Annotated in this window: 11 protein-coding genes and 2 tRNA genes; 6 read left to right on the forward strand and 7 right to left on the reverse strand. The window is 62.2% G+C overall.

The features are described from left to right. Positions 1 to 131 precede the first annotated feature (131 nt). Positions 132 to 788, forward strand: coding sequence for a Crp/Fnr family transcriptional regulator (locus Herbaro_RS12515; protein WP_245200433.1), 657 nt, complete (start codon positions 132 to 134; stop codon positions 786 to 788). Between the two features lie 77 nt (positions 789 to 865). Here Herbaro_RS12515 and Herbaro_RS12520 read toward each other — a convergent pair whose 3' ends face one another. The 4 genes from Herbaro_RS12520 to Herbaro_RS12535 all read right to left on the reverse strand — a co-directional run bounded on the left by Herbaro_RS12520 (position 866) and on the right by Herbaro_RS12535 (position 5,667). Then, a complete protein-coding gene (locus Herbaro_RS12520) occupies positions 866 to 1,342 on the reverse strand; it encodes a response regulator (protein ID WP_275009961.1) in 477 nt (158 codons plus the stop codon). A gap of 351 nt (positions 1,343 to 1,693) precedes the next feature. Beyond that, positions 1,694 to 2,344: a response regulator gene (locus Herbaro_RS12525; RefSeq protein WP_275009962.1), complete on the reverse strand. Its 651-nt coding sequence runs from the start codon at positions 2,342 to 2,344 to the stop codon at positions 1,694 to 1,696. Between the two features lie 2 nt (positions 2,345 to 2,346). Then, the gene (locus tag Herbaro_RS12530) at positions 2,347 to 3,810 is read right to left on the reverse strand and encodes a hybrid sensor histidine kinase/response regulator (protein WP_275009963.1); all 1,464 of its coding nucleotides are present in this window, start codon (positions 3,808 to 3,810) and stop codon (positions 2,347 to 2,349) included. A 72-nt stretch (positions 3,811 to 3,882) separates the two neighbouring features. Beyond that, positions 3,883 to 5,667, reverse strand: a complete 1,785-nt coding sequence (locus Herbaro_RS12535) for a sensor histidine kinase (protein ID WP_275009964.1) — start codon at positions 5,665 to 5,667, stop codon at positions 3,883 to 3,885. 518 nt (positions 5,668 to 6,185) lie between these two features. Here Herbaro_RS12535 and Herbaro_RS12540 point away from each other — a divergent pair. The 5 genes from Herbaro_RS12540 (at position 6,186) to Herbaro_RS12560 (ending at position 11,162) form a co-directional block, all read left to right on the forward strand. After that, positions 6,186 to 6,674 carry a Csu type fimbrial protein gene (locus Herbaro_RS12540; protein WP_446719267.1) on the forward strand — a complete coding sequence of 163 codons (489 nt, stop codon included), beginning with the start codon at positions 6,186 to 6,188 and terminating at the stop codon, positions 6,672 to 6,674. Positions 6,675 to 7,054: 380 nt separating this feature from the next. Beyond that, positions 7,055 to 7,675 (forward strand): fimbrial biogenesis chaperone, encoded by a 621-nt coding sequence (locus Herbaro_RS12545; protein ID WP_275009966.1) that lies wholly within the window; start codon positions 7,055 to 7,057, stop codon positions 7,673 to 7,675. A gap of 41 nt (positions 7,676 to 7,716) precedes the next feature. Further along, entirely contained in the window at positions 7,717 to 9,969 is a 2,253-nt protein-coding gene (locus tag Herbaro_RS12550) for a fimbria/pilus outer membrane usher protein (protein ID WP_275009967.1), read from the forward strand. 16 nt (positions 9,970 to 9,985) lie between these two features. Next, positions 9,986 to 10,456 carry a Csu type fimbrial protein gene (locus Herbaro_RS12555; RefSeq protein ID WP_275009968.1) on the forward strand — a complete coding sequence of 157 codons (471 nt, stop codon included), beginning with the start codon at positions 9,986 to 9,988 and terminating at the stop codon, positions 10,454 to 10,456. A 208-nt stretch (positions 10,457 to 10,664) separates the two neighbouring features. Beyond that, the gene (locus tag Herbaro_RS12560; RefSeq protein ID WP_275009969.1) at positions 10,665 to 11,162 is read left to right on the forward strand and encodes a Csu type fimbrial protein; all 498 of its coding nucleotides are present in this window, start codon (positions 10,665 to 10,667) and stop codon (positions 11,160 to 11,162) included. Positions 11,163 to 11,680: 518 nt separating this feature from the next. Here the strand turns inward: Herbaro_RS12560 and Herbaro_RS12565 are convergent. The 3 genes from Herbaro_RS12565 to Herbaro_RS12575 all read right to left on the reverse strand — a co-directional run bounded on the left by Herbaro_RS12565 (position 11,681) and on the right by Herbaro_RS12575 (position 12,177). Then, a tRNA-Asp gene (locus Herbaro_RS12565) sits at positions 11,681 to 11,757 on the reverse strand. Between the two features lie 25 nt (positions 11,758 to 11,782). Further along, a tRNA-Val gene (locus tag Herbaro_RS12570) sits at positions 11,783 to 11,858 on the reverse strand. Between the two features lie 46 nt (positions 11,859 to 11,904). After that, entirely contained in the window at positions 11,905 to 12,177 is a 273-nt protein-coding gene (locus Herbaro_RS12575) for an HU family DNA-binding protein (protein ID WP_275009970.1), read from the reverse strand. Positions 12,178 to 12,369: the final 192 nt, after the last annotated feature.

Here is a 12,369-nt window from a genome sequence, read left to right on the forward strand (position 1 = left end):
GCCCTGTCTTTTTCATGACTGCTTTTCTGCGATGATAGTAGAGGCAGTTGTTGCCAGCGGTTGTCATCTCACCGACAATTGTCAAACTTTCGATATTGCGACGCATCATCATGGAGACATCAATAAGAAGCATGCTGAAGAAAAGCATCTGGGCGCAGGCGCTGACGGAAGATCAGCTGGCCCGGGTCGAATCCGAAGTGTTCAGCCGCAAGATCCCCGCCGGCGGTTATGTCTGCCGCAAGGGCGATCCGGTGACGCATTGGATAGGCGTGCATGAAGGCTTGCTGAAGATGAGCAGCGTCTCGCCCGAAGGCAAGACGGTGTCGTTCGCCGGCATGGCCAACGGCGGCTGGCTGGGCGAGGGTTCGCTGCTCAAGGACGAGCCGCGCAAGTACGATGTGGTGGCGCTGCGCGAGAGCGAGCTGATCTACATGCCCAAGGCCACCTACACCTGGCTGCTGGACAATAGCATCCCCTTCAACCGTTTTCTGGTGACGCAGCTGAACGAGCGTCTCGGCCTGTTCATCTCGCTGGTGGAATACGACCGCATGCTGGAGCCCGATGCACGCGTGGCGCGCTGTTTGGCGGCGCTGTTCAATCCCTATCTCAATCCCGGCATCGGATTGAACCTGCAGATTTCCCAGGAGGAAGTGGGCAACCTCTCCGGCACGTCCCGCCAGCGCGCCAACCAGGCGCTGCAAGTGCTGGAAAAAGCCGGCCTGCTGAAGGTGGACTACGGCAGCATCACCATCAACGACCTCGACGGCCTGCGCCAGTTTCACGCCTGACGCCGCCTCGCGCACGCTGGCTGAGCGCGACTGCCGCGGACGTAAAAAAAGCTGCCCGGGGCAGCTTTTTTATTGGTTCACTGGCTGGTGGCGAGCCGTCCGGGCTGGCTGCCCTCGCCGCCGCGCGCAGGCCGGTTGCGGTTGAGCCAGTAGACGCCGGTGTCGGCCACGGTGCCCATGAACTCCTTGGGATCGGTGCACTTCACGACATAGCCGTTGGCGCCCAGTTCGTAGCTGTGGTCGATGTCGCGCTGGTCGTCCGAGGACGAGAACATCACCACCGGGATGTGGGAGGTGGCCGAATTGGACTTGATGATCTTCAGGAAATCATGGCCGCTCATCAGCGGCAGGTTCAAGTCCAGCAGGATCAGGTACGGATGCAGGTCCTTGCGATCCGCATATCCCCCCTGGAAGAAGAATTCCTCCGCCAGTTCTGCGTCGGCAAACCAGGTCATGTTGTCCGCAAGCTTGCGGGTACCCAGCGCCAGGCGGGTCAACTCGGCCACTTCGGGGCTGTCGTCGACGAGGATGATGTCGTATTGCTCGATATCCATATAAGGATCGCTTTCTTCAGTAAGTTTCAAGCTGGAACTATTGTTGTTGGTTTGACCACGTTCCCGGCCTCCCCGTCCGCATCGCACCGCGCCCGCGTGCCGCGGATCTTTCCGCCATGCACCTGTTCACGCCACTACCGCCTCTCAGCAATGTTGTCCAACATCGGCGAACCGCTTGAAAACCAGTGCCGACGCCGATTTCAGCACTGTGAGGCGATTATTGCACAGGCACTTTCAAAAGGAATCAGAATTTTCCTGAGAGCCATGAAAAGCGCCTGAAATGCTTTCCGGCCAGAATTTTCCCAGGCCCTTTTCGCCTGTTCCTGTTGCTATCCGATCTACGCGCCGGGCTCACTTGTCGGGCGTGGCGATGCCGGTGCGAATGGCATAGCGCACCAGCCCGGGCACGTCGCGGATGTCCAGCCGGTCCATCAATTGCGCCCGGTGCGTTTCGATGGTCTTGGCGCTGACGTTGAGCTGGTAGGCGATCTCCTTGGTGTTGTTGCCCTCGGCGATCAGCTGCAGGATCTCGCGTTGTCGCGGCGTCAATACTTCCACCGGCGTGCCGTTCTGCGCCACGCGCTTCATGTAGTTGTCCAGCGCCTCGCGCGAGATGTGCGAGTCCAGGTACTGGCGGCCATGCTTGACCTCGTAGAGCGCCTTCTCCAGCTCGGTGGCCGCGGAGTCCTTGAACAGGTAGCCGTTGGCGCCGGCGTTGAGCGCCTGCATCACGTACTCCTCGCTGCCGTACATGGAGAGCATCAGGAAGCGCGTGGTCGGATAGTCGCCGCGCAGGCGGCGCAGCGCCTCCAGGCCGTTCATGCCTTTCATGGCGATGTCCATCACCACCAGGTCGGGTTTCAGGCTGCCTATCATTTCGATCACCTCGGCGCCGTCCGACGCTTCGCCGACCACTTCCACTCCCGGCATGGCCGCCAGCAGCGCCTTGATGCCGCTGCGCACGAGCGCGTGATCATCGGCCAGCATGATGCGAGTCAACATGGTCATATCCTCCTCACGATAGGTGCGACCGGCAAATGCATGACGATTTCCGTCCCCTCGCCGGGCGCTGATGAAATATCCATGGAACCACCCACCAACACCGCGCGCTCTTCCATGTTGAGTATGCCGAAGCTGGTGCCGGAAATGGCGTTGCTGCGCGCGCGTTCCAGATCGAAGCCGCGACCGTCGTCGCGGATGCTGAGATAGATCTGCTCCTGCTTGCGGTCGATCGTGACCCAGATGTTCTTGCACTTGGCGTGGCGCAGGATGTTGGTGACCGCTTCCTGCACGATGCGGAAGGCGGTGTTCTCGATGTCGTGGTGCAGGCCGCCGTCGACGCCGCTGCTTTCGAACCAGCCGTTGACCTCGGCCAGCTTGGACTTCTGCTCGACATAGGCGCGCAGCGCGGCCACCAACCCCAGGTTATCCAGCTGCGGCGGGCGCAGGTCCAGCGACAGGCTGCGCACCTGGGCCAGCACCGCGGTCACGATGTCGATGCCATTCTGCAGCGACGGGCCTTCCAGGGTGCCGATCTTCTTGATGGTCTCGAGGTTGATCTTCAGCGCCGTGAGCGACTGGCCGACGTCGTCATGCAGGCCGCGCGCCAGGTGCTGGCGCTCGCGCTCCTGCACTTCGATGACCCGCGACGACAGCAGCTGCTGGCGCTGGATCGCCAGCTCCAGCTCGCGCCGCGACTGCTCGCGCTCGGTGACGTCGATCGCCAGGCCGGCCACCATGTCGCCCTTGCCGTCGCCATAGATGGGAAAGCGCACCACGTCGAGGATGCGCGCGTTGTGGTTGTGGTCGAACACGGTCTCCTGGGTGTGCAGCTCGCGCTTGTCCTCCAGCACCTTGCGGTCGTTGTCCTGGGACGCCTCGGCGGCGCCGGTGGACATCAGGTCGAAATCGCTGAGGCCGTCCATGTCGCCGGGCGTCATGCCGAAGAAGGCCGACTGGGCAGGATTGACGTAGCTGTAGCGCAGCTGCGAATCCTTGATCCAGGTCGGCATCGGCGCGGCGTTCATGAAGGCGTTGAAGCGCGCCTGCATCTCGCGCAGGGCCTGGGCGCTGGCGCGCTGCTTGCGCCGCGCCTGGGCGTCGCGCAGTTCGCGGTCGACCGCGTGCGGCAGGCGGGCAATCGCGCTCTTGAGGAAATAATCCTGGGCGCCGGCCTTCATCACCTCGACCGCGGTCTGCTCGCCGATGACGCCCGAGACGATGATGAACGGCGTCTGGTCGTTGTCCTTCTTGACCAGCTTCAGCGCCTCGACGCCGCTGAAGGTCGGCATCGAGTAGTCGGAAATGACGATGTCCCAGCGCTGCTCGCACAGCGCCGCCAGCAGCGCCGGCTCGTCGTCCACGCGCTGCCAGGTCGGCTCGAAGCCGCCGCGCTTGAGCTCGCGCACCATCAGCACGGCGTCTTCTTCCATGTCCTCCACAAACAACACGCGAAGCGGGATACTCATGGCCTCTGATCTCACGATTTCATTGAACAATGCAGCCCGGCGCCGACGACGCCAGCCTGCGCCCTATTGCGTTTATTCCGGCTCGACCAGGGTCGGCATCAGTCCTTTGCGCGGCAGCGAGAAATAGAAGCTCGCGCCTTCCTTCGGCTTGCTCTCGGCCCACACGCGGCCGGTGTGGCGGATCACGATACGCTGCACCAGCGCCAGGCCGATGCCAGTGCCGGCATATTCTTCCTGGCGATGCAGGCGCTGGAAGGTGCCGAACAGCTTGTGGGCATAGCGCATGTCGAAGCCGACACCGTTGTCGTGCACGCCATAGACGATCTCGTCGTCGTTGAGCTGCATGCTCACGCGCACCAGCGGATGCTCGCTCCTGCTGCTGAACTTGACGGCATTGCTGAGCAGGTTTTCCCATACCTGGGTAATCAGGCCCCGGTTGGCGACCACGCCGTCCATGGCCGGCAGCTCGAAGTCGACCTCCGGGTTTTCCTGCTTCAGGCCGGCCACCACCTGGGTCACCAGCTCCTCCATCGAGAAACGCTCCAGCGTGAGTTCGCCGGTGGTCGACTTGGCCAGCTTGAGCAGGTCGTTGATCAGCTCGTCCATCTTCTTGACGTTGCGGCGAATCACCTGCAGCTGTTCGCGCCCCTTGTCGTCGAGGGCCTCGGCGTAGTCTTCCTCGAGGATCATGGCATAACCGGAAATGGCGCGCAGCGGCGCGCGCAGGTCGTGCGAGACCGAATAGGAGAAACTTTCCAGTTCGCGGTTCACGCTATGCAGGTGCAGCGCCTGGCGCTTGAGGTCGGCATTGAGCGCCTCGATTTCGTCTTCGGCCTGCTTGCGCTCCGAAATGTCGTACATCACGGTGCGGCTGATCAGGCGCCCGCTCTCCTGGTTCGGCACTGCGGTGGCATTGACCAGCGCGGTGAACTCCGTGCCGTCGGCGCGCCGGTAGTTCAGGTCGACGCCGTTGATCTCCCGGCGCAGCAGGAACTGCGGCAGCAGCTCGCGGGTATAGAGCTCGGCGCTTTCCGGCGTCATCAGGTCGGCGTGCGTCAGCTTGCCCACCACCTGTCCGCGGGTGTAGCCCAGCCACTTCAGTTCGGTGTCGTTGATCTTGATGATCTTCTTGTCGGTCTCATCGACCGAGTGGTAACCGCAGGGCGCATTGTTGTACAGGTCCTCGATCTCGTCCGAGTAGGCCTGCGCGCGTTGCTGGGCTTCCACGCGGCGCCACATCTCGCGCCTGAGCTTGCTGTAGACCAGCACCAGCAGCGCCACACTGAGCAGGCTGCCGCCGACCACGGTGAGGATGGTGACGTCGGCGCTGGTGGCGGTCTCCTGCGAGCGTGTGGCCAGCAAGGCGTTTTCGGCGCCCTTCATCTCGGCGAAGTTGGCGCGGATGTCGTCGCTGAGCGACTTGCCCGCAAGCAGTTGCGCCTGGGCCACCGTCGAATTCATTTCCAACAGGCCGCGCGCCATCATCAGGCGCTGCGTGATCATGTCTTCGGTGGCGGTAAGCCGCTTCATCTGCTCCGGGTTGTCGCGCATCATGCGGCGCAGTTCATGCATCAGCGAATTGAGCTGGCGCACTCCCGCCTCGAAATTGCCGCGATATTCGTCATTGCCCGACAGGGCATAGCCGCGCGCGCTGCTGACCGTGTCGCGCAGCGTGGAATGGGCCTCCTCCAGCACGTTGAGCACCGTGTGCGTGTGCTGGACCCAGACGGCGCGCTCCTCGAAGTCGCGCACGCTGTAGAAGGAAAAAGCGGCCACCCCCACCGACAGCATCAGCGCCAGAAAGAAGAATATGGCCGTGCTGGTGGTTGCCAGCCTGGTTTTATTGAAGATCGGCATCTTTTTCTTTGTGCTGCAAGGTTCCAAGGTTTCCGCTTATCTTCATGCGCATCCTTACGCTCCTGCCTTCGAGCCCTGGCGCGCAGGCATAGTTTCGGGCATTGCGCCTGCTGCTCGCCCAGTCACATTCCGAACTTACTACTTTGTTACCACCGATGTCGACTGAATCCTGCACCCTTGCATCAGGCGCGGTGTGTTCGACCACTCTTGAATTGCGTCAACCGCAGGGATGCGCGCTCACCGCTCACCGATGCGGGCGAACCGCCACGTATCGCGAGGGCGTCACGCCAGCGCGTGCAGAAGCTTCTGAGATATCCCCTGAACAACAGATGCGACATGTTGATGAGTTCGCATTTGCTTAATGCCATCAAATGTTTTCATTCAAGCAGCAAGATTCGTCATCGTCCCGCTTTTTTCGTTTTTCAAGCTGTTGCGTCCCTGCACTTTTATAGTTTTTATTCGAATTTATTCTATAATAGTCTCAACCCAAATCTGTTACTAGACGGCATCCTTCAATAATGAAAAAAATACATGTTTTCATGCTTGCAGCCGGACTAGCCCTGTCGTTCGGTGCGGACAGCTTCGCGGCGTCGGTCAACGGCAACCTGACCATGACCGCCGTGGTGACCGCGCAGTGCGTCGTACAGAGCGCGGCGCTGCCGTTCGGCGTGTACAACTCCAGCGCGATCCAGCAAAACGCCCAGATCGGCGTGACCTGCTCCAACGGCACCAGCTATACGGTGAGCCTGGATGCCGGCGCGGGAACCGGCGCCAGCACGGCAAGCCGTAAACTGGCCAACGCCGACGGCAGCAGCACGCTGAACTACGCGCTGTATCAAGATGCGGCCCGCACCAAATCCTGGGGTAACGCCAACGGCGCCGACACCATCAGCGGTGTGGGCAGCGGCGTGTCCCAGACCATCCCGGTGTATGGCTATATCCCATCCGGACAAGCCGCGCGCGCCGGCAGCTACAGCGACGTCGTGGCCATCACCCTGTCCTACTGAACCGCCAGCCCGTTTTTCTCTTGCCAGCAAATGGCGCGCTCCGCGAGGATGCGCGCCATTTCCGTTTGTGCGGGCCATTGCGCTTAACTCCCTGCTTGTTTGGAGATAGTCTGCCAAAATGAAAATGCCGGTCACCATCAATCACGCTTAGAATTAACTTTCAATCAAATTCTGTGGTGAGCGTGCAACCAAAAGCATTACTAGAATCACATTTCGTTTTACTCTAGAAACAATATCGAGATACCTGACAACTAAATCGGAGTTTTCGCACAGTGACGAGAACCATCATTCAGAGACTGGCTCGGGTATGGCCAATAGTCTGCGTCGCCGCAGCTGGGGTATGCGGTACAGCACATGCTTCCAACTTCGAGATCGCTCCGGTGGTGCTGGAGCTGTCGTCTTCGCGCACTGCCGGTGTGGTGAAGATCGTCAACAACGACAATCACGATGTCTCGCTGCAACTGCGCGCCTTCGAGTGGAACCAGAGCGACAACAAGGATGACCTGCAGCCGACGCAGAACCTGATCATCAGCCCGCCAGTGTTCAGCCTGGCGCCGGGCGCTTCCCAGGTGATCCGCATCGTCTCCAAGCAGCCTTCCGGTCCCAACGAGATCGCGTTCCGCATGCTGATCGACGAGATCCCGTCGGCGGCCGAAGGCGCCACCATCAACTTTAAATTCCGCATTTCCATGCCGGTGTTCATCGCGGCCAACGGCGTGTCCAAGCTGCAGATGGATTACTCCCTGCACGCCGGCAAGCCGGCCAAGCTGATCGTGCGCAACACCGGCAACCGGCGCGCGCGCTTGCTGGACCTGGCGTTCACCCTGCCCAACGGCAAGAAGATCACCCCCCCGGCCGGTGGCAATCCCTACACGCTGGCAGGAATCACCCGCCAGTACCTGATCGAAACTGATACCCCGCTGGCGGCCGGCAGCAAGGTCAAGATGACCGCGACAGGCGACTCGGGTCCGATTGAAACCGAACTGACCGTGGCGCCTTGAGACGACGGCTGTCACATTGGATCACCCTCGCCTCCCTGGTCATGCTGAGCGCCTTGGCGCGCGCCGCCGAACCGGGGGATGAGGCTTTACTGCTGGAAGTATCGATCAACGGCCGCGGCACCGACCTGGTAGTGCAATTCACGCGTCGGCAGCAGACGCTGTACACCACGGTGTCCGAACTGCGCAGCCTCAAATTGAAGGTCGACGGAACGGACAACGACCTGGTCGCGCTGAACACGATCGCGACCCGCATCCAACTCGACGAGGCCGCCGCCAAGGTCAACCTCGACATCCCGGCACGGTTCATGAACACCACCGATATCGACGCCAACATCAGCACCAGCAATGTCCCGCTGTCGCCGGGCGGGCGCGGGCTGGTGCTGAACTACGACCTGCTGGCCACCTCCAGCCAGGGCATACACGCCTTGGGCGGCCTGTTCGACGGGCGCTGGTTCGCCGGCAGCGGCGTGTTCAGCACCACCGGCCTGGGCTACCTGGGCAACAGCGGCGGCGTCTCGGCGCGGTTGGAGACGACCTACACCTATTCCGAACCGGCCTCGTTGCGGCGCTATCGCGTGGGCGACGTCATCAACGGCAGCCTCGCGTGGAGCCGTTCGGTGCGCCTGGGCGGCTTCCAGTTCGCGTCGGACTTCAACCTGCGTCCCGACCTGGTCCGCTTCCCCACGCCTTCGCTGGGCGGCGAGACGGTGGTGCCGTCGACGGTGGACCTGTTCGTCAACGGCGTTCGCCAGCTGTCGCAACCGGTGCCGCCGGGACCGTTCGACATCCGCCAGCCGCCGATTGCCAGCGGCGCGGGCCAGATTGCCGTGGCGGTCACCGATGAGCTGGGCCGGCAGACCCTGCGCACCATCAATTTCTACGCGACCGACCGCCTGCTCAAGGAAGGCCTGAACTCCTATTCGGCCGAAGGCGGCTGGGTGCGCCGCAATTACGCGCTGCGCAGCAACGACTATGGCCAATTTGCGATGTCCGGCACCGCGCGGCGCGGCATGAGCGATTGGCTGACGCTGGAGACGCACGCCGAGGCCATGCGCGGGCTCAAGCTACTGGGCGGCGGCGCGGTGTTCAACCTGAACAGCCGGGCCGTGCTGGCGACCGCGCTGGCCACCAGCAGCTCGGATGCCGGCTCGGGCCAGCAGGTCTCGGTGGCCATCGAGCGCAATGCCAATCCGATCAGCATGTCGCTCACCCGCATCCAGGCCACCCGCCATTACCAGGACATCGGCGCAATCCAGGGCGCCCCGGTCTCGCGCTCCTCGACCATCGCCACCCTGGGCTTGAGCCTGGGCAGCGCCGGTTCGCTGAGCATGGCCTATGCCATGACCAAGAGCCCGATCCTCTTCACCGACCTGGGCACCACGGGCTTGTCAGATAGCGAGACGCTGACCCTGACCTATTTCAAATCGGTCGGCGCCGCCTCCAACCTCTACATGACCGCCTTCCGCGACTTCCGCAACAGCGGCTACGGCGCGACGGTGGGCGTGATCATTCCGTTCGGCGGCCGCGACGCCGGCGGCGTCAGCGTGAACAACAACAATGGCCAGCGGACCACCTCGGTGCAGGCCAGCCGCCCGACCATCGCCATCGGCGACGTCGGCTGGCAACTGCAGGACACCGAGGGCAGCTACCGGCAGCGCCTGGGCCAGCTGAGCTACAAGAGCCGCTACGGCAGCTTCAATGCCGCCACCGCGCAATCGGGCAACGTGACCAGCCAGCGCGTCGGGGCGCGCGGCTCCTTCGCCATGATGGATGGCGGCGTATTCGCCTCCGACTGGATCGAGGACAGCTTTGCGGTGGTCAACGCCAGCGGCGTGAAGAACGTCGGCATCTACACCGAGAACCGCTACGCAGGCCGCACCGACGACAACGGCCAGCTGTTGCTGACCGACCTGCGCGCCTACGACATCAACAAGATCTCGGTCGATGTCCTCGACCTGCCGCTCACGCTGCAGCTGGACCAGACCGACCAGTACATCAAGCCGCGCGACCGCTCCGGCGTGCTGGTCAACTTCACCGCCAAGAAAGCCTCCGACGTGACCATCACGCTCAAGGACGCCGCCGGCAATTACATCCCCATGGGCGCATCGATCCGGGTCAGGGAAACCGGCCTGCAGGCCCCGGTCGGCTATGACGGCGTGAGCTACCTGCAGGAACTCGCGCCGGTGAACACGCTGGACGTATTGCTGCCCTCGGGCGGCCAATGCCACGCAACCCTCACACCGCCCACCCGCTCCGAAGGCGGCATGACCAATGAAGTCGTGGTGTGTCAATGAATCCATTGGAGCCCTCATGAAAACGCTCTTCACATTGCTGCTCATGCTCTGCCTCGGCGCCGCCTGCGCCACGGCGCAGGCCCAGGGCTGCACGGCCTCGGCGTCAACGCTCTCGTTCGGCACCTACAACCCGCAATCCAGCACCCCGGTCGAAAACACCGGCAACATCACCGTCACTTGCCAGGCCACGATTTCGCTGCTGATCACCTATACGGTCAAGCTCAGCGCCGGCAACAGCGGCGCATATGCCCAACGCAAGATGCTCGCCGGCACGTCGGCCATGAACTACCAGGCCTACCTGGATGCGACGCGCTCCACGATCTGGGGCGACGGCTCGTCGAGCACCAATTACATCCTCGACGGCTACCTGCTCCAGGTGCTCACGCCGGTCGTCAAGACATATACCGTCTACGGAAAAATCCCCGGCAGCCAGAACATCGCCGCCGGTTCTTACACCGACACCTTGACCATCCTGGTCTCGTATTAGCCTGGAAACGATGACGGGCGGCAAGCTTCTTGCCGCCATTGCTGCATTTCCGCCGCAATTCAGGTTTTCCCTGAGCTCGTCGGCGCCGCTTTCAGGAATCCCCGGATGCCGTCGAAGCCGTCAGAAAATTAAAGTGTCTCCATACCCGCTGCACACAGAAGTTCTCGCACAGGGCGAGGACAGCGCAGGGATCCACAGGAGAATCAACATGTTTTTTGCCAAGAAAAATCGCTTCGTCTGCGCATCCATCGCCGCTGTCATGCTGGCTTCCTCGGCCCCGTCGCACGCGGCCACGGCCAGCGCCTCGCTGACGATCAGCGCCTCGGTGGTCGCCGCCTGCACCGTGGTCGGTTCGGCGATCGCCTTCGGCGCCTACACCCAGGCGCTGGTGAACCAGACCGGCAGCATCACGGTGCTGTGCACCAACGGCACCAGCTACAACGTCGGCCTTGACGCCGGCACCGGCAGCGGCTCGACGGTCACCAGCCGCAAGATGAGCGCCACCGGCGGCGGCACGCTGAACTACGCGCTGTACCGCGACTCGGGCCGCACCAACAACTGGGGTTCGACCATCGGCACCGACACGCAGACCGGCACCGGCTCGGGCCTGGTGCAAACGCTGACGGTGTACGGCCAGATCGCGGCCGCGCAGACGCCGCTGGCCGGCGCCTACTCGGACACCGTGACCGTCACGCTGACCTACTGATCATCGATTCAACGGCGGCATGCGCCGCCGGCAATAAATCCCGGAGGGGTTCGGGATGCAAGACGCAAGGCTTTATATCGGGGCTAAACCCGGAGGGGGATGCGGCGCACTTCGCGAGGAGTGCGCCGTTTTTTTTGCTCGGAAAATTCTGCCGCGCAAAAAGAAAAAGCCCTGTTCGATGAACAGGGCTTTTATCTGGCGGAGTGGACGGGGCTCTCCCACATGCTGCAGGCCGCGGAATCGCTTGCAAGCGATTCCCTTCTCGCCCCGCCGGGAGCCGCGCAGGCGGCTCCCTCCACTCCGCTGTTTTTGCTGCGCAAAAAGAAAAAGCCCTGTTCGATGAACAGGGCTTTTATCTGGCGGAGTGGACGGGGCTCTCCTACATGCTGCAGGCCGCGGAATCGCTTGCAAGCGATTCCCTTCTCGCCCCGCCGGGAGCCGCGCAGGCGGCTCCCTCCACTCCGCTGTTTTTGCTGCGCAAAAAGAAAAAGCCCTGTTCGATGAACAGGGCTTTTATCTGGCGGAGTGGACGGGGCTCGAACCCGCGACCCCCGGCGTGACAGGCCGGTATTCTAACCAACTGAACTACCACTCCTAAAACTTGCTCGACTGCCTGGTGCTGGTGGGCGCTGAGAGGCTCGAACTCCCGACCTAAGCCTTGTAAGGGCTCCGCTCTACCAACTGAGCTAAGCGCCCGGCTACCTTAACAGTCTGCCGCCATGTCACTGGCGACGAAAGAACGTTATTTTATAGCATCTTTCAGGCCTTTGCCAGCCTTAAATTTAGGAACCTTCGAAGCCTTGATCTTGATCGCGGCGCCGGTCTGGGGATTGCGGCCGGTGCGGGCCGCGCGCTGGCCGACGGCGAAGGTGCCGAACCCGACCAGGGTCACGGTGCCGTTCTTCTTCAGCGTGGTCTTCACCGCTCCGATGAATGCGTCCACCGCGCGGCCGGCTGCGGCCTTGGAGATGTCTGCCGCATCGGCAATGTGTTCAATCAGTTCGCCTTTATTCACTTACGCCCCTTGTACAAATAAGTTTGTTTATTGGTGACAGCGTTTGCGACTCAACGACAGAGCCCCCTCACCGTCGATTGCCTTGCGGAAAAATTCCGCAAGCGGCTATTAAACAAGCCGCAAAACCAGGTGTCAAGCGGCTTTGCGCCATTTGCGGTGATTTTCAGGGGCGGCGCTCATTTTCCTGACGGA

It is taken from the genome of Herbaspirillum sp. WKF16 (assembly GCF_028993615.1).
In the GTDB taxonomy this organism is placed as follows: Bacteria; Pseudomonadota; Gammaproteobacteria; order Burkholderiales; family Burkholderiaceae_D; genus Herbaspirillum.